This window comes from Burkholderia cepacia, assembly GCF_001718835.1.
Classification (GTDB): domain Bacteria; phylum Pseudomonadota; class Gammaproteobacteria; order Burkholderiales; family Burkholderiaceae; genus Burkholderia; species Burkholderia cepacia_F.
On sequence record NZ_CP013443.1, the window covers coordinates 223,984 to 242,945 of the forward strand.

An 18,962-nucleotide genomic window follows, 5' to 3' on the forward strand; every position below is an offset into this window, starting at 1 on the left:
GGTGGGACGATCGGCCGCGCGGCGCGCTCAGGCGTCCTTGCGGACGAGGATCGTGAATTCGTACAGGCCGTAGTCGTGCAGCAGCGCGACCTGGCGCGAATAGCGGCGCTTGCAGCGATCGAACAGCGCGCACGGGTCGGCGTAGTACAGGAGGTCCGGACGCATGAACGGCGGATCGGAATACGACGTCAGGCAGTTGAACGCGAAGCCCCGGCGGCTCGTCTCGTGCAGCGTGTCGAGCGTCGCGTGGATGTAGTCGAGCCACGCGTCGTCGCCGTGACCGCGCCTGACGTTGAAGATGCCGGACGCGATCCCGTAGTCCGACGCGGCCTGCGGCGTCGCGCCGACGTGAAACGCGACGTTCGCGTCGTCGCGGTAGCGCTGCCGCGCGGCGTCGACCATGTCGGACGAGATGTCGTTGCCCGCATAGGTGAAGCCGTCCGGCAGCGCGCGCGCCTTCAGGAAATCGACCAGCGCGCCGTAGCCGCAGCCGATGTCGTTCACCGAGTGGCCGCCGGACGCCGGCAGGATCTTCGTCAGTTGCTCGAAGCGCAGGAACTGGCCGGTTTCGCCGTTCCAGTCCACGCCGCGCGCGGTGGCGCCGTGCTCCGCCAGCCGCGCGCTGTAGTACGCGGCCACTTCCTGCAGCAGGCTTGCATGCGGGGTTTCGCTCATGTGCATCACCTCACGCTTTCGAGGTCAGCGCGTACCGGCGCGCGTCGGGGCCGCAGTTGAACAGCACGTCGAGCACCGTCACGCCGTGGACGAAGTCGCCCCACTGCTGCGGATACTCGGGATAGGCCGGGTAGTCGAACCAGCGCACCGCGACCCCGGCGTCGGCGAACAGCTTCTCGTCCAGGTAGCTGCGCGCGGCCGGGCCCGACAGGTACTCGGTCGCGCCCGCCTGCACGCACAGGTTCAGCAGCTTCTCGGTGCGGTCGCCGTGCAGTTCGTAGTCCGAAGACGACGACACGCGCGTGTCGATCTCCAGTTGCCGCAGGGTCCACGTCAGCATCGCGAAATTCAGCTCGCTCAGCATCCCGTACGTGCGGCCGGTGTAAAGCGCTTCGAGCTCGTCCGCGTAGCGCGCGAAGTGCGGCGCGCGCGCATAGTTCTGCTGCAGGCGCTTCCAGTGCAGCGGCGCCCAGTCCGCGCCGTCGATTTCCGTTTCGCGGATCGACTGGTGGTACTTGCCCTTCACCTTCACCGGCACGCTCAGCCATTGCACGCCCTGCGGCGTCTTGATCTGGTTGCGGTTGCGCCAGTCGCGGCGCGTGTACTGCGCGTCGTCGTAGAGGATGAACTCGTCGCTGGCGGCGATCAGGTCGAAGTAGCCCTTCCACGGGATGTAGTTGGACTGGACGATCGCCACCCGCTTCGCATCGCGGTTCATGGGCGCACCGCTCATGCCGGGATGTGGCCGTACCGGTACATGTCGACGAGCTCGGGCGGAATGCCCCAGTCCGTCGCGCCCAGCCTGTCGTGCAGCGCTTCGAGGTCCGCGCGCATCGCGTTCCGGAGCTGCTCGACCATGCGGTTTCTCGCCGGCACGAAATCGTGCTGGTAGGCCGCGTTGATCTGATGGCGCACCGTCTTCGCGATTGCGGCCTCGCGCGTCATGTTGCGGATCAGCTTTCGCTCGGGCGCGAGTTCCGCGTAGCGCGGGTCGATCGGCTGGCCGCGCATCGCCGCGACGAGGTCGCGGCACAGCACCGGCGACAGGTGGAAGCCGTCGCGCTTGGTCCCGCCGAGTATCCACAGGTCCCGCACGCTGGTTTCGCCGAACAGCGGATACAGGTCGGACGTCGTCGGCCGCCAGCCGACGTTGACGTTGACCAGGTTCGCGCGCGAGAAGCGGGTGTTGATCTGGTCCATCGCGGATTTCAGCAGCGTGTACGCGCTGCCGGCGTGGCCGTGCTCGTGCGGCACCGGGCTGATGTAGTTGCTGGCGCCGACGAGGGTCCGGTCCGGCCCGTACGGCGCCGAATACACGCCGCACGCGAGGCCGCGGTTGGTCGTGCGCACGCAGTGCGTGTGCACGTTCTCGGCGCTCTGCAGCTCGACCGACATGCCGATGCCGTAGAACATCCGCTGCACCGGCAGCTCGGGCAGGCTCGCCTGCAGCACGCGCGTCAGGTTGGCGCCGTTGCTGAGGATGAAGCGGTCGGCGCCGAGCACGCTGCCGTCGGACAGCCGCGCCGCGACGACGCGCCCGCCGGCGGTGTCGAGCCGCTCGACTTCGGCGTCGATGAAGCGCACGTTGCCGACCTGCGCGACGGACGCCGTCAGCGCGTCGAGAAACTGCTTCGGATTGGCCCAGCCTTCACGCTTCAGGAACACCGCCTTCAGCGCGCGATAGCGCGGGTCGGGGTGATAGTTCGGGATGCCTGACGGATCGATCGCCTCGCAGGGCTCCTCGAATTCCCGGCAGAACCGCTGCATCGCCGCGAAGTTCTCGTCGTCGAGCGCGTCGGTCGCCGCGTTGTTCAGCACGAAGGTGCCGAAGCCGTGCGCGACCGCGCGCTCCGGCGTGCAGATTTCGGCGAACACGGCGGGCCACGCCGCCGTCGCCGCGCGGCTCAGTTCGAACTTGAAGCGGTCGATCGGCGTGCCGAGCGAGTCGCCTTCCAGCTCGGTGAAGGAGTTCAGCATCGCCGCCGCCGCGCGCGTCGCCGAGCCGGGCCGATGCGCGTGGCCGACGATGACGAGCTCGACGCCCGGGTCGGCCTGCTGCCATGCGCGGGCCGTCATCAGGCCGAGAATGCCGTTGCCGAGGATTGCGATCTTCATTTGCGTGCGCCTCCGCCTTCGGGGAACGACAGGTAGCAGAGCGACGGATACGCCGCCGCCTTGTGGATCTGGTGCGGGCGATTGCCGAGCAGGTCGCGCAGGTAATGGATGCCTTCGGCCGGCAACTGGCCGCCGCGGGTGAGCTGCCAGAACGCGACGACGCCGCCGGGCACCAGCCGCTCCATCACCGCTTCGAACGCATGCCGGGTCGGCTCGATCACGTTCAGGTCGAACCACGCGAGCGCGACCATCTCGCCGGGATGCGCTTCGTCGAACGCCGCCAGCGTGTCGCGGCAGTCGCCTTCCCACACGCGGTGCTTGTCATGCACGTGCCCCATCGCGTTGTTGCGCTCGTGCAGGTTCAGCAGCTTGCGCAGCAGGTCGGCGTACTCGCCGGACAGCGAGTACGTGCCGTCGGAGAACAGCTTGCGGTCGCGCGCGTCGCTCTCGGCAAAGCCCGTGTAGCCCGTGAACGTATCGAATGCGTGAATGCGGCGCTGGAAGTTCAGCGGCTCGAGAATCGCGCGGAAGTTCTCGCACAGCACGGCGGTCTGCCCGCGCCACGTGCCCATGTCGAGGATCGCGCCCGGCAGCGGCACGATCCGCTGGTACACCTCGAACGTCGCCAGGATGCGCGCGAGCAGCGAGCCGCGCACGAACAGGCCGAGCGAGCGTTCCAGTTCCTCGCGCGTCGCAGGATAGGTCTGCATCAGGTCGAACAGTTCGCGGCGCGCCGCGAGCTGATCGCCGTCTGCGTTGGTGATGATCGCTGATTCGTGCATACACAAGGCTCCAGGCACAAAGGGTGAGACCGGACGAACGCGTGAGCGCTGCGCGGGCATCTGGATGCACGGCCGTCCGCATGTCGCAAGTCGGACATCTTTCTACGATCAAGTCTATCGGCCGCCCGTCAGGATCGAATGTCGGATTAGCGGCCCATTTCACCCCGCATTTCGATGGATGCGCGGTGTTCGGCGAGGATTTCGGCGGGCTTGCAGTCGCGGGAAATGCGACCAATTCCGGCACCTGATCGCCGGATTGGAACGCGCTGCGCGCGGAGAGAATTCGGACACGTCGGGGACTGTCCGTGCGCGGCGCCGCACGTCCGCAAGCCCGTTACCAGCGTGAACAGACCCTAGCAGGACGACAGATCTCATGATGCCCATTTCCCCCGCCACCGCCACGATCGAACACGCGCTGGCGCACCATCAGGCCGACCGCCTCGAAGAGGCCGAGACGCTGTACCGGCAGATCCTCGACACCGATCCCCGGCACGCGGACGCGCTCCACCTCCTCGGCCTGATCGGCCATCAGTACGGGCGCTATCAGGAGGCGTCCAGCCTGATCATGGCGGCGATCGAGGTCAAGCCCGAGGCGATCTACTACTACAACCTCGGCAACGTGATGCAGGCGGACAACCGCCATGCCGCCGCCGCCGAGTGCTTCCGCCTCGCGACCGAGCTGCGGCCCGACTACGTCGACGCGTACAACAACCTCGGCAACGCGCAGCGGCTCGCCGGCGACGCCCGCGCGGCCGTCGATTCGTTCTGCAAGGCCATCTCGCTGAACGCGGACAACGCCAAGGCCTACAACAACCTTGCGAACGCACTGTTCGACGTGAACGAGATTCCGGCCGCGCTCGAGGCATACCGGCACGCGATCGCGCTGCAACCCGAACTGCCGGAGCCGCGCAGCAACCTGCTGTTCGCGAGCCACTACGGCGACGCGTTCGACCATGACGCGTATCTCGCCGAGGCCGCACGCTACGACGAACTCGTCACGCGCCGCGCGAAGCCGTGGACGGACTGGCTCGTCGACCTGACCGCGCGCGTCGGGCGGCCGCTCAAGGTCGGCATCGTGTCGGGCGACCTGAAGTCGCACCCGGTCGGCTATTTCATCGAGAGCATGCTGAAGCATCTCGACGCGAACCGGGTCGAGATGCATGCGTACCCGACGCGCGACGTCGAGGACGACGTCACGGCCCGCATCAAGCCGACTTTCTCGACGTGGACCTGCGTCGCCGGCCTGAGCGACGAGGCGGCGGCCGCGCGGATCCGCGCGGACCGCATCGACGTCCTGCTCGACGCATCGGGCCACACGATCTACAACCGCCTGCCGCTGTTCGCGTGGAAGCCGGCGCCGCTGCAGGCGAGCTGGCCCGGCTACTTCGCGAGCACGGGCGTGCGCGCGATCGACTACGTGATCGGCGATCGCCACGTGCTGCCGCCCGCCGAGGCCGCGCATTTCACCGAGCGGCCGTGGCATCTGCCGGACAGCTATCTGTGCTTCACGCCGCCGGCCGATGCGATCGACGTCGGCGCGTTGCCGATGCTCGCGAACGGCCATCCGACTTTCGGCTATTTCGGCAAGCTCGCGAAGATCACCGATCGCGTCGTCGCGGTCTGGTCGCGCGTGTTGCAGGCGGTCGCGGGCGCGAAGCTGTTCGTGAAGGCGGAGCATCTCGACGATCCGCGCGAACAGCAGGCGCTCGCCGCGCGCTTCGCGGCGCACGGCATCGATGCGTCGCGCCTGATCCTCGAAGGCCGCTCGCCGCGCGCCGAGTACCTGGCCGCGTACCGGCGCGTCGACCTGATGCTGAGCCCGTTCCCGTACCCGGGCGGCACGACGACCGCCGAAGCGCTGTGGATGGGCGTGCCCGTGCTGTGCTGGCGCGGCGACCGGTTCCTGTCGCACATCGCCGAGAGCCTGCTGCATGCGGCGCGGCTGCCCGAGTGGATCGCTGACGACGACGACGCGTACGTCGCGAAGGCCGTCGCGCAGACGGCCAAGCCGGCCGAGCTGGCGGTGCTGCGCACGACGCTGCGCGCGCAGGTGCTCGCGTCGCCGCTGTGCGATGCGCCCCGCTTCGCCCGCAATTTCGAGGACGCGCTGCACGCGATGTGGGCGCGCCACGTCGAAGCCGCGCCGGAAGCGTCCGCGTGAACGGCGCATCGGTCCTGATCACCGGAGGCGCCGGCTTTCTCGGTTCGCATCTGTGCGAGCGCCTCGTGACGGCCGGCGACGACGTGCTGTGCGTCGACAACTTCCACACCGGCAGCAAGCGGAACATCGCACACCTGATCGGCCGCGTGAATTTCGAGGTGATCCGTCACGACGTGTGGCTGCCGCTGTACGTCGAGGCGGACCGCGTGTTCAACATGGCGTGCCCCGCGAGCCCGGTCCATTACCAGAGCGACCCGGTGTCGACGGTGAAGACGGCCGTGCTCGGTGCGATCAACATGCTCGGCCTCGCGAAGCGGTGCGGCGCGCGCATCCTGCAGGCCTCGACGAGCGAGGTCTACGGCGACGCGCAGCAGCATCCGCAGCAGGAGAGCTACTGGGGCAACGTCAATCCCAACGGGCCGCGCGCGTGCTACGACGAAGGCAAGCGCTGCGCGGAAACGCTGTTCATGGACTATCACCGCCAGTACGGCGTCGACATCCGCGTGGTGCGGATCTTCAACACCTACGGCCCGCGCATGCACGCGGCCGACGGCCGCGTCGTGTCGAACTTCGTCACGCAGGCGCTGCGCGGCGAGCCGATCACGCTGTACGGCGACGGCAGGCAGACGCGCTCGTTCTGCTACGTCGACGATCTCGTCGAAGGGCTCGTGCGGATGATGGACCAGGACGACGACACCGGGCCGATGAACCTCGGCAATCCGAGCGAGATCACGATCCGCGAGCTGGCCGAATGCGTGCTGCGCCTGACCGGCTCGAAGAGCCGCATCGAATTCCGGCCGCTGCCGACCGACGATCCGCACCAGCGCAGGCCCGACATCGGCCGCGCGCGCCAGCGGCTCGACTGGCAGCCGGGCGTCCAACTCGAGGACGGCCTGAAGGAAACGATCGCCTACTTCCGCAACCTGGTGAAAGCATGAGTCTCACACTGATCGACGCCGCCTGCCCCGTCTGCGCGCACGCGGTCGCCGCGCCGTTCTTCGATGCCGGCGCCTGCACGCTGGCGACGCTCGCGTGGCCGGATTCTGCCGAAAGCGCGCGCGCGCTGCCGCGCCATGCGCTCGAGTTCGTGCAATGCCCGCGCTGCTCGCACGTGTGGAATCACCGCTTCCGTTACGACGCGATTCCGTACCAGAGCAATCCGAACCGCATGTTCAACAACGGCGGCATCTGGAAGGGGCATCTGGCGGCCACGCGCGACCTGCTGCTCGGCAACCTGTGCGCCGCGCCGACGGTCGTCGAGATCGGCTGCGGCGAAGCGCATTTCGTGCGCGGCCTCGCGCAGGCGAGCGACGGCGGGCGCTTCATCGGCTTCGATCCGAACGCGAGCGTCGGCACCGGCAACGGCATCGAGTTCCACGCGCGCCTGTTCGAACCGCTCGCCGACATGGCGGCGTTCAAGCCCGACGCGATCGTGATCCGCCACGTGCTCGAACACCTGACCGAGCCGGCGAAGCTCGTCGAGCAGCTCGCGTGGGGCGCGGCGAGCCAGCCGAACCCGTGCTGGCTGTTCGCGGAGGTGCCGTGCATCGACCGCGTGTTCGAGACCGAGCGGCTTGCGGATTTCTTCTACGAGCACGTGTCGCAGTTCACGACCGAATCGTTCCGCGCGCTGATGGCGCGCGCCGGCGAGATCGTCACGCTCGCGCACGGCTACGACGGCGAAGTCGTCTACGCGCTGGTCCGGCTCGGCGTGCCGGCGCCCGTGCGCGCGCGCGCCGGCGCGGCGGCGGGCTTCGCGGCCCGCACGGTCGAGCATCGCGCGGGCATCGCGCAACAGCTCGCCGAGCTGGCGACGTCGGGCCGGCGGGTCGCGATCTGGGGCGGCACCGGCAAGGCGGCGGCGTTCATCCATTACTTCGACGCCGACGCGGGCCGCTTCCCGCTCGTCGTCGATTCCGATCCCGACAAGGTCGGCACCTACGTGCCGGGCACCGGGCAGCAGATCGTGTTCCGCGACGCGCTGAAAACCGAGCCGGCCGACGTCATCATCATCCCGACCCAGTGGCGCGCGCGCGACATCGTCGCCGAGATGTCCCGCGAAGGGATCGCGGCGTCGGCCGTGATGATCGAGCACGGCGGCAGCCTGATCGATTTCGGACGCGACCCGCATCCGTATTGAGCCGGGCAGACGAGATGGACGGAACCGCACAGGCATTGCAGGCGGCGCTCGCGCATCATCAGGCGGGGCGCCTCGCCGAAGCGAAGGCGCTGTACGACGCGATTCTCACCGCGCAGCCGGGCCAGCCGGACGCGCTGCATTTCCTCGGGCTGCTCGCGTGCCAGCTCAAGCAGTACGACGCGGGGATCGCGTTGATGCAGCAATCGCTCGTCGAGCGGCCGGACGCGTCGTACTTCAACAACCTCGGCAACATGCTGCGCGAATGCGGCCGGCTCGACGACGCGATCGCGCACTACCGCCGCGCGGTGGCGCTGCGTCCGGACTATCCGGAGGCGCACAACAACCTCGGCAATGCGCTGCGCGATGCGCGCGACCCGGCGGCCGCGATGGCGAGCTGCGCGCGCGCGATCGAGCTGCGTCCCGGCTACGCGCAGGCGTACAACAACCTCGGCAACGCGCTGCATGACCTGGGCGAGCACGCAGCGGCGGCCGCGAGCTACGGCAAGGCGGTCGCGCACGACCCGCAGTACGCGCAGGCGTACAACAATCTCGGCAACGCGCTGCGCGCGCAGGACAAGCTCGACGCGGCGGCCGACGCCTATCGCCGCGCGCTCGCGCTGCAGCCCGGCCTGCACGTCGCGCGTCACGGCCTCGGCCTCGTGCAATGGTCGCAGGGCGCACTGGACGAAGCCGTGAGCACGTTGCGGATCGCGGCCGAAAGCGGCGATGCGAGCGTCCACAACAATCTCGCCGGCCTGCTGCGCGACACCGGCGACCTCGACGGCGCCGCCGCGCACTTTGGCCGGGCGATCGAACTGGACGCGTCGATGGCGGTCGCGCACGCGAACCTCAGCGGCGTGCGCCGCCGGCAGATGCGCTACGCGGAAGCGCTCGCGCACGCGCAGGACGCGATCCGGCTCGCGCCGGACCTCGGCGACGCGCACAACAACGCGGGCAACGCCTATCACGGGCTGGCGCAACTCGACGCGGCGCAGGCCGCCTATCGCACGGCCGTCGCACTGAATCCGGCGGACGCCGGCGCGTGCCACAACCTGTCGGTCGTGCTGCTCAAGCTGAACCGGCTCGACGAGGCGCTCGCGTATTGCCGGCGTGCGCTGGACGCCGGCGCGCCGAGCGCATCGATGTACGTCAATCTCGGCGACATCCTGCGCGCGCAGGGCAACGTCGACGCGGCGGTCCCCGCGTATCGCGACGCGCTTGCACGGATGCGCGACGACGCCGACGACGGCGCGGCCGAAGTGCTGGGCCGGCTGCTGTTCAGCGCGGCGGCGTCCGCGTGCGTGAGCCCCGCCGACTACCTGGACGATGCGCGGCGCTACGGCCGGCACCTGGCCGCGCGTTCGACGCGCTACGTGCACGATCCGCGCGCGCGGGCCGCGCGCGCGCAAGGGCGGCCGCTGCGCGTCGGCTTCGTGTCGGGCGACCTGCGCCAGCACCCGGTCGGCATCTTCCTGGAAAGCGTGCTCGCGCACCTCGATCGCACGCGCATCGACCTGCGCGTCTATGTGACGTCGGACGAGGAGGACGCGATCACCGCGCGGCTGAAGCCGCATGCGGGAGGCTGGCGCTCGATCGCCGGGCGCGCCCCGGACGCGGCCGCGCGGATGATTCACGACGACGGGATCGACGTCCTCGTCGACCTCGCGGGCCACACGCAGGACAGCGGGCTCGCCGTGTTCGGCTGGAAGCCCGCGCCGGTGCAGGCGAGCTGGCTCGGCTTCTTCGCGTCGACCGGCTGCGACGCGATCGACTACTTCATCGGCGATGCCTGCACGCTGCCGGACGCCGAGGCGCATCACTTCGTCGAGAAGCCGTGGCGGCTGCCGGACAGCTGGCTGTGCTTCACGCCGCCGGCGTACGACGTCGCGGTCGGCCCGCTGCCGATGGCGGCGCGCGGCCATCCGACATTCGGCTGCTTCGGCAAGCTCGTGAAGATCGGCGACGACGTCGTGCGCGTGTGGTCGCGGCTGCTCCATGAACTGCCGGCGGCGCGGCTGCTGCTCAAGGCGCAGGAGCTCGACCGCGCGAGCGTGCGCGACGCGACGATCGCGCGCTTCGCGCGGCACGGCATCGACGCGGCCCGGCTCGAATTCGAGGGCGCGACGCCGCGCGCCGACTATTTCGCCGCGTACAACCGCATCGACGTCGCGCTGAGCCCGTTCCCGTACCCGGGCGGCACGACCACGGCCGAAGCGCTGTGGATGGGCGTGCCGGTGCTCGGCGTGAAGGGCAGCCGGTTCGTCACGCACATCTGCGAGAGCGTGCTGCACGCGGCGGGGATGGGCGACTGGATCGCGGACGACGAGGACGCCTATCTCGCGAAGGCGATCGACGCGGTGCGCGACCGCGAGCGGCTCGCGGCGCTGCGCGCCGGGCTGCGCGAACGGCTGCTCGCGTCGCCGCTGTGCGACGCGCGCCGGTTCGCGGCGCATCTCGAAGCGGCGTTCCTCGGCATGTGGCAACGCTATACGGACACGGCTAACGAAGCATGAACGATATTCACGACACTCTGCAGTCCGCGCTCGCGCATCATCAGGCGGGACGTCTCGCGGAAGCGAAGACGCTGTACGACGCGATTCTCACCGCGCAGCCGGGCCAGCCGGACGCGCTGCATTTCCTCGGGCTGCTCGCGTGCCAGCTCAAGCAGTACGACGCGGGGATCGCGTTGATGCAGCAATCGCTCGTCGAGCGGCCGGACGCGTCGTACTTCAACAACCTCGCCAACATGCTGCGCGAATGCGGTCGGCTCGACGACGCGATCGCGCACTACCGCCGCGCGGTGGCGCTGCGTCCGGACTATCCGGAGGCGCACAACAACCTCGGCAACGCGCTGCGCGATGCGCGCGATCCGGCGGCCGCGATGGCGAGCTGCGCGCGCGCGATCGAGCTGCGTCCCGGCTATGCGCAGGCGTACAACAACCTCGGCAATGCGCTGCATGACCTGGGCGAGCACGAAGCGGCGGCCGCGAGCTACGGCAAGGCGGTCGCGCACGACCCGCAGTACGCGCAGGCGTACAACAATCTCGGCAACGCGCTGCGCGCGCAGGACAAGCTCGACGCGGCGGCCGACGCCTATCGCCGCGCGCTCGCGCTGCAGCCCGGATTTCGCGTCGCGCACCAGGGGCTGAGCGCGACGCTGATCGCGGCCGGCGATCCGCACGGGGCGGTCGAGCATGCGCGCGCGGGGCTCGATCCGCACGACGCGGACGCGCACTACGTGCTCGGCAAACTGCTGCGCGGCATGAACGATTTCGACAACGCGCGCAAGCTGTTCGAGCAGGCGGTCGCGATCGACCCGGCGCATGCGCAGGCTTGGGCGCGGCTCGGCGAAGTGCGCGGCCAGCAGGGCGAATACGAGCAGTCGGTGCAGCAGTGCCGGCGCGCGATCGAGCTCGATCCCGAACTGGCCGACGCGTACAACTTCCTCGGCCTCGCGTATCACAACCTCGACCGGATGGCCGCCGCGGAGCTGAGCCACCGGCACGCGATCGACCTGAACCCCGACGATGCCGACGCGCATCACAACCTCGCCGCCGCGCTGTTCCGGCTCGACAAGCTCGACGAGGCGATGAAGCATTACGAGATCGCGCGGGAACTCGGCGTCGATCCCGTGAAGATCCAGCTGACGCTCGGCGACATCCTGTGGGCGAAGCGCGATTTCGCCGGCGCGATGGACGCGTTCCGCGTGGCGATCGAGCACGACCCGTATCGCGCGTACGCGCGGCTGATGTTCAACATGTCGAGCTCGCCGGCGTTCACGCCGGACGAGTGGGTCGCGGAAGCGCGCCGCTACGGCGAATATCTCGCGCGCGACGCCGTCCCGTTCGTGCACGACCGCGCAGCGCGCGTCGCGCAGGCGCGGGGGCGGCCGCTGCGCGTCGGCTTCGTGTCGGGCGACCTGCGCCAGCACCCGGTCGGCATCTTCCTGGAAAGCGTGCTCGCGCGGCTCGACCGGTCGCGCATCGAGCCGCATGCGTACGTGACCTTCGTCGTCGAGGACGAGGTGACCGCGCGGCTCAAGCCCGGCTTCGCGAGCTGGACGAAGCTGACCTGCATGAGCCGCGAGCAGGCCGCGCAGGTGATCCACGACGACGGCATCGACATCCTGATCGACATGGCCGGCCACACCAACTGGAGCGGCGTGCCGATCTTCGGGCACAAGCCCGCGCCGGTGCAGGCGAGCTGGCTCGGCTTCTTCGCGACGACGGGCTGCGGCGCGATCGACTATTTCATCGGCGATGCGCATACGTTGCCGGCTGACGAGGCGCACCACTTCGTCGAGAAGCCGTGGCGGCTGCCGGACAGCTACCTGTGCTTCACGCCGCCGCCGTACGACGTCGAGGTCGGCCCGCTGCCGATGGCGGCGGGCGGCGGCGTCACGTTCGGCTGCTTCGGCAAGCTGACCAAGATCAGCGACGACGTCGTCGCGCTGTGGTCGCGCATCCTGCATGCGCTGCCGGACGCGCGCCTGCTGCTGAAGGCGTTCGAGCTGGGCACCGGCGACCTGAACCAGGCGACGCTCGATCGTTTCGCCCGGCACGGCATCGGCGCGGACCGGCTGATCCTCGAGGGCGGCTCGCCGCGCGCGGAATACTTCGGCGCGTACAACCGCATCGACATCGCGCTCAGCCCGTTCCCGTACCCGGGCGGCACGACCACGGCCGAAGCGCTGTGGATGGGCGTGCCGGTGATCGGGATGAAGGGCAGCCGGTTCGTCACGCACATCTGCGAAAGCCTGCTGCACGCGGCGGGCATGGGCGACTGGATCGCGGCCGACGAAGCGGCGTACCTCGCGAAGGCGGTCGCGTTCGCGCGCGACCGCGACCGGCTGGCGACGCTGCGCGCCACGCTGCGCGAGCGCACGCTGGCGTCGCCACTGTGCGATGCGGCGCGCTTTGCGCGCAACCTCGAGGATGCGCTGCACGGCATGTGGGACGTCTACGCGAAGGGTGAGGCGAGCGCCGGGGACGCGCGATGAGCGACATCGCCCGGCAGCTGGACGCGGCGCTCGCGCATCATCAGGCCGGCCGCCTGGCCGACGCGTGCGCGTTGTACGAAGCGATTCGCCGCAGCGAGCCCGACCAGCCCGACGCGACGCATTTCCTCGGCCTGCTCGCGTGCCAGCTCGGCCAGTTTCCCGCCGGCATCGCATTGATGGAGCGGTCGATCGTGCTGCGCGCCGATCCGGTCTACCTGAACAATTTCGGCAACATGCTGCGCGCGCACGGCCGGCTCGACGACGCGATCGCGTCCTACCGGCGCGCGGTCGCGCTGAAGCCCGACTACGCGGAGGCGCACAGCAACCTCGGCAATGCGCTGCGCGACGCGGGCGATCCGCACGCCGCGATGCTGAGCTGCGCGCAGGCGCTCGCGTTGCGCCCCGATTACGCGCAGGCGTTCAACAACCTCGGCAACGCGCTGCGCGACCAGGACGAGCTCGACGCCGCCGCGCGCGCATACGACAAGGCGATCGCGCTCGAGCCCGCCTATGCGGACGCGCACTACAACCGCGGCAACGTGTTTCGCGCGCAAGGCCGGCTCGACGACGCGGTGCGCTGCTACCGGCGCGCGGTCGAGCTGCAGCCGGACCTGCACCAGGCGCATCTCGGCCTCGGGAGCCTGCTGTTCGAGCGCGACGAACTCGAGCCCGCGATCGAGAGCCTGACGCGCGCGTCGCAGGGCGGCAGCGTCGAAGCCCTTCTCAACCTCGCCGCCGCCTTCGACCGCGCGGGCGATCTCGAGCGCGCCGCGGCGAGCCTGCGGCGCGCGATCGCCGCGGCGCCCGACCGCGCCGAGCTGCATCACCATCTGGCGCAGGTGCTGGTGCGGCAGGGCAAGCGGCCGGAAGCGCTCGAAAGCTGCCGGATCGCGCTCGCGCTGCCGGGCCAGACCGCGCACATGCACGCCGTGTCCGCGGAAATTCTCTGTACGCTGTGGCACTTCGAGGCCGGGCTCGCGAGCTACGATCGCGCGCTCGAGCTCGATCCGTCCTATGCCGGCGCGCACTCGGGCCGCCTGTTCTACCAGGCCAGCATCGAGCGCTGCCCGCCCGCGCAACTGCTCGACCATGCGATGCAATTCGGCGCGCGGATGGCGGAACGGGCGTCACCGCGGCGGCACGCGCCGCGCGCGGCCGGCGGGCGGACGCTGCGCGTCGGCCTCGTGTCCGGCGACCTGCGCTCGCATCCGGTCACGGTGTTCCTGCTCGGCGTGGCGGCGGCGCTCGATCCGTCGAAGGTCGTGCTCGCCGCGTACGCGACGCAGTCGCGCGAGGACGCCACGACGGCCGCGCTGAAGCGGCACTGCGTGGTCTGGCGCGACATCACCGCGCTCGACGACGAGGCCGCGGCGGACCTGATCGCGCGCGACGGCATCGACGTCCTGATCGACCTGAGCGGCCACACGTCGCTGAACCGCCTGCCGCTGTTCGCGTGGAAGCCCGCGCCGGTGCAGGCGACCTGGCTCGGCTATTTCGCGACGACCGGCATCGCCGAGATCGACTACATCATCGGCGACCGCCACGTGCTGCCGGCCGGCGAGGAGGCGCATTTCGTCGAGCGGCCGTGGCGCCTGCCGGACAGCTATCTGTGCTTTACGCCGCCGCAGCAGCCGCTTGCTGTCGGACCGCTGCCGGCTGCCGGCAGCGGGAGCGTGACGTTCGGCAGCCTCAACAACGCGAACAAGCTCGGCGACGCGGTGATCGCGCTGTGGGCCCGCGTGCTGCATGCGGTGCCGGGCTCGCGCCTGCTGCTCAAATCGCCGCAGCTCGACGAGGCGGCGCTGCGCGTGAGCCTGGCCGCACGGTTCGCCGCGCACGGCATCACCGCGGAGCGCCTGCCGATGCGCGGCGGCTCGGCGCGGCTCGCGCACCTGAGCGCGTTCAACGACATCGATATCGCGCTCGACCCGTTCCCGTATCCGGGCGGCACGACGAGCCTGGAAGGGCTGTGGATGGGCGTGCCGCTGGTCACGCGGCGCGGCGAGCGGTTCCTGTCGCACATCGGCGAGAGCATCCTGCATACGCTCGACATGCCGGAATGGATTGCGCAGGACGACGACGATTATGTCGCGAAGGCGGCTGCATTCGCGAGCGACCTGCCGCGGCTCGCGGCGGTGCGCGCGGGGCTGCGCGAGCGCCTGCTGAGTTCGCCGCTGTGCGACGCGGCGCGCTTTGCGCGTCATCTGGAAACGGCGTTCGCGCAGATGGTCGACGCGGCCGTCGAACGCGCGGAGCGGGAGCCGGCGGCGCGCGGGTAAGGGGGCGGTGCGGCGTGCATGGGCGCGCCGCGCCGGCCGTTGCTTCCTGCGATGAACAAAAAAAAGCCGCATTGAAGCGGCTCGACGGTACGGCAACGGCGGTCCGCTCGACTGGCGGCGTCTTGTGGTTCGAAAGGCGCGGCGCACGAGGCGCCGGGCCGGTCACAGCATGCCGGTCGTCTGGTACAGGCTCGCGGCCTTGATCCGGTCGCGGGACTGCGCAAATTCCGCGCTCAGGCGGTTCCGGTCCGCATGGGCCTGCTCCGTGATCGACGCGTCGATCGCCATGATCTGCCGGAGCAGGTCCAGCGCGTCCGGCGTCTGGTCGCTGGACAGGCCCATCAGCAGCGGCGAGCGTTCGTCGGCGAGGGCGGCGACGCGCACCCAGTCGCGCGCGTCGGTCGCCGACTGCATGGCGCGGGTCAGGTCGAGGGCGCGGGACAGGGTGTCGGTCGTCATGGTTCGGCTCCGAGGGGGCGGGGCAGCGGACGCTTACTTGTTGGTGGCGAGCGCGCCGGCACTGTTCGTGCCGCCGAACAGCTGCGTCAGGTACTGCGAGTTGCTGTTCATCGTCGCCATCAGCGTGTTGAGCGCGGTGAATTGCGCGTTGTACTGTTTCGTCAGCTGGGCCGCGTAGTTCGACAGCTGGGTCTGCTGGCTCGTCAGGTTCGCCACGTCCGCGTTGATCGCCTTGGTGCGCTGGTCGATCAGGCCGTTCGCCTGCGTATAGCCGGTGATCAGCGAATTGAGCGTCTTGCCGATGCCGTTGGTCGTGTTGAAGATCGCCGACACCGCCGAGCTGTTCGACGTGAGGGCCGTGGTCAGGGCGGCGGTGTCGACCTTCAGCGAACCGTCGGCGTTCAGGTTGATGCCGACGGAGGCGAGCGAATAGGTCTTGCCGCCCGTCGTGACGCCGCTGCTGAGCGCCGTCGCGAGCGTGTTCTGGATCGAGGTCAGCGTCGAGTCGCCGAGCAGCGGGCCGGCGTTCGACGTCGTCGGATCGTAGGACGACAGCTGTTTCGCGGTGGTCACGAAGCTGCTGTACGCGTTCGCGAAGTTGTTGATCGCGGTCGTCATCGCGGACGTGTCCTGCGACAGCGTGATCGTCTGCGGCGTGTTGAGCGCGAGGGTGCCCGGCGCCAGGGTCAGCGTGACGCCCGTCAGCGCGCCCGACACGCTGTTCGACGCGCTCGTGACCGGCGTGCCGTCGATCGTCAGCTTCGCGTCGGCGGCCGGCGTGGTCGTCGCATAGCCCGACGTCAGTTTCGAATTGACGCCCGTGCCCGTGATCGCGATGGTATTGGCTGCGCCGGTCTGGTTCGACTGCAGCACGAGGTGCTGGCCGTCCGAGCCCGTGACGACCGACGCGGTGACGCCGGGATTGCCCGACGCGGAGTTGATCGACGACGCGATGTCGGACAGCGCCGCGCCGGCCGACACGTTGACGTTGAACGCGGGGTTGCTGCCGTACGTGATGCTCAGCGAGCCGGCCGAGATCGTATCCGACGACGTGAGGCCGGCCGACGTCAGCTTGTTGGCGGTCGCGAACTGCGAGACATTGACCTGGTACGACCCCGCCACGGCGCCGGCGCCGCTCTTGATCGTCGTCGTGATGCCGGTGCCGCTCGCCGTCGCGGCGAGGCTCGAGAGCGTGCTGCCGTTCGACAGGCCGGTGATCGCGGTCTGCAGCGCGGACAGGGCGGACTTCAGCTGGCCGATCGCTGTCAGTTGGGTGTTGTCGGTGGTCAGCTTGCCATTGAGGATGGCCGCTTGTCCTGCCGTCTTCGACTGAACCATCGTCGTCACGAGCGAATTGACGTCGAGCGTCGAATTGGTCGAGCCGCTGATGAGCGATTGCCCGGCCTGGGCCAGGATGCTGCTGATATCCGCGTTGCTGACGGGGGTGGTAGTGGCCATGCCGTTGCTCCGGTCGTCCGCGCAATCTCGCGCGATGCGGCGGATCGCCGCGATTCAATGCAAAGAGGGAGGCGCGCCTCCCTGGAGAATTCGGGTCGGGGGTTTTCCGGCGGCGCCACCGTGCATGTGCATGGCGGCGCCGCCGGACCCGAAGGCGGGCGGGCGCGTGGCCCGCCGCGCGTGCCTGGCTATTAGCCGAGGAGCTTCAGGACTTGCTGCGGCATCGAGTTCGCTTGCGCCAGAACCGAGATGCCTGCTTGCTGCAGCACTTGCGCCTTGCTCAGGTTCGCCGTTTCCGTCGCGAAGTCCGCGTCGGTGATCTGCGAGCGAGCAGCGCTCATGTTGGTTGCCTGGGTCTGCGTCGTCGAGATCGCAGCCTGGAACGTGTTCTGTGCTGCACCCAGCTGTGCCTGGAACGTGTTGACCTGCTTCAGTGCCGCGTCGATCGACGTGAGTGCCGACTGTGCTGCCGTCTGGTCGCTGACGCTCAGGGCGTTCACGTTCATGCCCGAGCTGTTCCACACCGTTGCGCCGAAGTTGACGGCGACGGTCTGGTTCGCTGCCGCGCCGATCTGGAACGTGACGTTGCCGGCCGCGCTCAGGATGGTCTGGCTGTTGAACGTCGTTTGCGTTGCGACACGGTCGATTTCGCCGAGACGCGTCGTCACTTCAGCCTGCAGGTTTGCGCGAGCGCCCGAATCCAGCGAGCCGTCGCCCGATTGCTGTGCCAGCACGCGGATACGCTGCAGGTTGTCGATCGTCGATTGCAGCGCGCCGTTGGCGGTCTGGATCATCGAGATGCCGTTGTTCGCGTTTGCCACGCCTTGCGTCAGCGCGTTGATCGCTGCCGTTTGCGACGTCGAGATCGCGAGGCCTGCTGCGTCGTCTGCCGCGCTGTTGATGCGCTTGCCCGACGACAGGCGGGTGATTGCCTGCGACAGGGCGTTTTGCGTGCCCGACAGGTTCGTCTGCGTCGACAGCGACAGGATGTTGGTATTGATGTTCAGCATTTGCTTCCTCGTTTTGGAAAACGCCTGTGTGAGGCAGGTTTTCAATCTCGGCGTTGCGCTTATCGCGAGTTGCGCTGGCCGCCTTTCCTGGTTGACGGCGGCACCCGGCGAAAACTTTAGAGGGTTCCTCAAGGAAATTCGGGACGGAAAGATCGGGCGGCCCCGCGAATCTCGGTCAACCCTCGGCCAGCACAAGGCCGGCGGGCGCGCCGGACGGTTCCGGCGGCTGGCCCGCAAACCGCCCGTCCGGCCGCGGCCGTCGAGGGACCGCCGCCGGGATCGCGAAAAGGGTGGTTTTGTCTGTGATTCCCTGCTATGATGGCGGGCTGAATTGAGATTTCTGTCAAGCCTCTGCCGTTTTCGGCGCGTCTGCTGGCAGTCAAACGCGGCGCTGCACGCGGCTTGTGAAGCGTACTCGCGGTGCTTTCCGCCTCTCTTTTCCGGCCTCCGAGGCCGTATTTCCGCTCGTTTCGCCTGTTTGTGGGGACGCTCGGATGGCCGGTGCGTGGCGCTTGGCCGCTACGTTTTTGACCGTTTAAGCAATTTAGGAACGACATGACGACGATTCTTCTGAAAGAAAACGAGCCGTTCGAAGTGGCGATTCGCCGCTTTCGCCGTGCTATCGAAAAAAATGGCCTGATCGCTGAACTGCGCGAGCGCCAGTCCTACGAAAAGCCGACCGCAGTCCGCAAGCGCAAGAAGGCAGCAGCCGTCAAGCGCCTGCACAAGCGCCTGCGCAGCCAGATGCTGCCGAAGAAGCTCCACTAAGAGCGTCTGTCGGTTCGCCGCGAAACGGCGGAGCGTGCTTCGAAAGAAGCCGCTCCGCCGTTTTGCTTTTGGGGCGGCGCCCAGGCGGGCGCGGCGCGGGCGCAAGCCCGTGCCGC

The 18,962-nt window shown here is 69.0% G+C and carries 15 protein-coding genes; 8 read left to right on the top strand and 7 right to left on the bottom strand.

Annotation, left to right across the window (positions count from 1 at the left end; all coding sequences use genetic code 11):
• Positions 1-27 precede the first annotated feature (27 nt).
• From WT26_RS04295 to WT26_RS04310, 4 genes are read right to left on the bottom strand one after another with little or no spacing between them, the layout of a single operon-like run.
• Positions 28-675, bottom strand: coding sequence for a class I SAM-dependent methyltransferase (locus WT26_RS04295; protein WP_060153637.1), 648 nt, complete (start codon positions 673-675; stop codon positions 28-30).
• Between the two features lie 10 nt (positions 676-685).
• Positions 686-1,408 (bottom strand): WbqC family protein, encoded by a 723-nt coding sequence (locus WT26_RS04300; RefSeq protein ID WP_088506297.1) that lies wholly within the window; start codon positions 1,406-1,408, stop codon positions 686-688.
• Entirely contained in the window at positions 1,405-2,790 is a 1,386-nt protein-coding gene (locus tag WT26_RS04305; RefSeq protein WP_069269787.1) for an NAD(P)/FAD-dependent oxidoreductase, read from the bottom strand. Before WT26_RS04305 ends, WT26_RS04300 begins: the two co-directional genes overlap by 4 nt.
• Positions 2,787-3,572 carry a TylF/MycF/NovP-related O-methyltransferase gene (locus WT26_RS04310; RefSeq protein WP_059807347.1) on the bottom strand — a complete coding sequence of 262 codons (786 nt, stop codon included), beginning with the start codon at positions 3,570-3,572 and terminating at the stop codon, positions 2,787-2,789. Before WT26_RS04310 ends, WT26_RS04305 begins: the two co-directional genes overlap by 4 nt.
• 80 nt (positions 3,573-3,652) lie before the next feature.
• Between WT26_RS04310 and WT26_RS37085 the strand changes: the two genes are divergently transcribed.
• The 7 genes from WT26_RS37085 to WT26_RS04340 all read left to right on the top strand — a co-directional run bounded on the left by WT26_RS37085 (position 3,653) and on the right by WT26_RS04340 (position 15,151).
• Positions 3,653-3,820 (top strand): hypothetical protein, encoded by a 168-nt coding sequence (locus tag WT26_RS37085; RefSeq protein WP_155123059.1) that lies wholly within the window; start codon positions 3,653-3,655, stop codon positions 3,818-3,820.
• A 125-nt stretch (positions 3,821-3,945) separates the two neighbouring features.
• A complete protein-coding gene (locus WT26_RS04315; RefSeq protein WP_069269788.1) occupies positions 3,946-5,733 on the top strand; it encodes a tetratricopeptide repeat protein in 1,788 nt (595 codons plus the stop codon).
• Positions 5,730-6,671 carry a UDP-glucuronic acid decarboxylase family protein gene (locus WT26_RS04320; protein WP_196774782.1) on the top strand — a complete coding sequence of 314 codons (942 nt, stop codon included), beginning with the start codon at positions 5,730-5,732 and terminating at the stop codon, positions 6,669-6,671. The genes WT26_RS04315 and WT26_RS04320 overlap by 4 nt, the downstream gene beginning before the upstream one ends.
• Positions 6,668-7,873, top strand: a complete 1,206-nt coding sequence (locus WT26_RS04325; protein WP_069269789.1) for a class I SAM-dependent methyltransferase — start codon at positions 6,668-6,670, stop codon at positions 7,871-7,873. The genes WT26_RS04320 and WT26_RS04325 overlap by 4 nt, the downstream gene beginning before the upstream one ends.
• A 14-nt stretch (positions 7,874-7,887) precedes the next feature.
• Positions 7,888-10,386 (top strand): tetratricopeptide repeat protein, encoded by a 2,499-nt coding sequence (locus WT26_RS04330; RefSeq protein WP_069269790.1) that lies wholly within the window; start codon positions 7,888-7,890, stop codon positions 10,384-10,386.
• Positions 10,383-12,872, top strand: a complete 2,490-nt coding sequence (locus WT26_RS04335; RefSeq protein ID WP_069269791.1) for a tetratricopeptide repeat protein — start codon at positions 10,383-10,385, stop codon at positions 12,870-12,872. Before WT26_RS04330 ends, WT26_RS04335 begins: the two co-directional genes overlap by 4 nt.
• Positions 12,869-15,151, top strand: coding sequence for a tetratricopeptide repeat protein (locus WT26_RS04340; RefSeq protein WP_069269792.1), 2,283 nt, complete (start codon positions 12,869-12,871; stop codon positions 15,149-15,151). Before WT26_RS04335 ends, WT26_RS04340 begins: the two co-directional genes overlap by 4 nt.
• Before the next feature lie 162 nt (positions 15,152-15,313).
• Here the strand turns inward: WT26_RS04340 and WT26_RS04345 are convergent, their stop codons facing one another.
• The 3 genes from WT26_RS04345 to WT26_RS04355 form a co-directional block, all read right to left on the bottom strand.
• Positions 15,314-15,610: a flagellar protein FliT gene (locus tag WT26_RS04345; RefSeq protein WP_042586769.1), complete on the bottom strand. Its 297-nt coding sequence runs from the start codon at positions 15,608-15,610 to the stop codon at positions 15,314-15,316.
• 33 nt (positions 15,611-15,643) lie between these two features.
• The gene (fliD, locus tag WT26_RS04350) at positions 15,644-17,068 is read right to left on the bottom strand and encodes a flagellar filament capping protein FliD (RefSeq protein WP_069272252.1); all 1,425 of its coding nucleotides are present in this window, start codon (positions 17,066-17,068) and stop codon (positions 15,644-15,646) included.
• A 191-nt stretch (positions 17,069-17,259) separates the two neighbouring features.
• Positions 17,260-18,078: a flagellin domain-containing protein gene (locus tag WT26_RS04355; RefSeq protein WP_069272253.1), complete on the bottom strand. Its 819-nt coding sequence runs from the start codon at positions 18,076-18,078 to the stop codon at positions 17,260-17,262.
• Between the two features lie 555 nt (positions 18,079-18,633).
• On the opposite strand from WT26_RS04355, the gene rpsU reads away from it, so the two are divergent.
• Positions 18,634-18,846, top strand: coding sequence for a 30S ribosomal protein S21 (rpsU, locus tag WT26_RS04360; RefSeq protein ID WP_006401410.1), 213 nt, complete (start codon positions 18,634-18,636; stop codon positions 18,844-18,846).
• Positions 18,847-18,962 lie beyond the last annotated feature (116 nt).

What these genes read in the sequence shown, in the direction of transcription:
- WT26_RS04330 (WP_069269790.1), top strand. Translation starts at nt 7,888, where the DNA reads ATGGACGGAACCGCACAGGCATTGCAGGCGGCGCTCGCGCATCATCAG.
- WT26_RS04335 (WP_069269791.1), top strand. Translation starts at nt 10,383, where the DNA reads ATGAACGATATTCACGACACTCTGCAGTCCGCGCTCGCGCATCATCAG.
- WT26_RS04340 (WP_069269792.1), top strand. Translation starts at nt 12,869, where the DNA reads ATGAGCGACATCGCCCGGCAGCTGGACGCGGCGCTCGCGCATCATCAG.
- WT26_RS37085 (WP_155123059.1), top strand. Translation starts at nt 3,653, where the DNA reads ATGTCGCAAGTCGGACATCTTTCTACGATCAAGTCTATCGGCCGCCCG.
- WT26_RS04325 (WP_069269789.1), top strand. Translation starts at nt 6,668, where the DNA reads ATGAGTCTCACACTGATCGACGCCGCCTGCCCCGTCTGCGCGCACGCG.
- WT26_RS04295 (WP_060153637.1), bottom strand. Translation starts at nt 675, where the DNA reads ATGAGCGAAACCCCGCATGCAAGCCTGCTGCAGGAAGTGGCCGCGTAC.
- fliD (WP_069272252.1), bottom strand. Translation starts at nt 17,068, where the DNA reads ATGGCCACTACCACCCCCGTCAGCAACGCGGATATCAGCAGCATCCTG.
- WT26_RS04305 (WP_069269787.1), bottom strand. Translation starts at nt 2,790, where the DNA reads ATGAAGATCGCAATCCTCGGCAACGGCATTCTCGGCCTGATGACGGCC.
- WT26_RS04310 (WP_059807347.1), bottom strand. Translation starts at nt 3,572, where the DNA reads ATGCACGAATCAGCGATCATCACCAACGCAGACGGCGATCAGCTCGCG.
- WT26_RS04345 (WP_042586769.1), bottom strand. Translation starts at nt 15,610, where the DNA reads ATGACGACCGACACCCTGTCCCGCGCCCTCGACCTGACCCGCGCCATG.
- rpsU (WP_006401410.1), top strand. Translation starts at nt 18,634, where the DNA reads ATGACGACGATTCTTCTGAAAGAAAACGAGCCGTTCGAAGTGGCGATT.
- WT26_RS04355 (WP_069272253.1), bottom strand. Translation starts at nt 18,078, where the DNA reads ATGCTGAACATCAATACCAACATCCTGTCGCTGTCGACGCAGACGAAC.
- WT26_RS04300 (WP_088506297.1), bottom strand. Translation starts at nt 1,408, where the DNA reads ATGAGCGGTGCGCCCATGAACCGCGATGCGAAGCGGGTGGCGATCGTC.
- WT26_RS04315 (WP_069269788.1), top strand. Translation starts at nt 3,946, where the DNA reads ATGATGCCCATTTCCCCCGCCACCGCCACGATCGAACACGCGCTGGCG.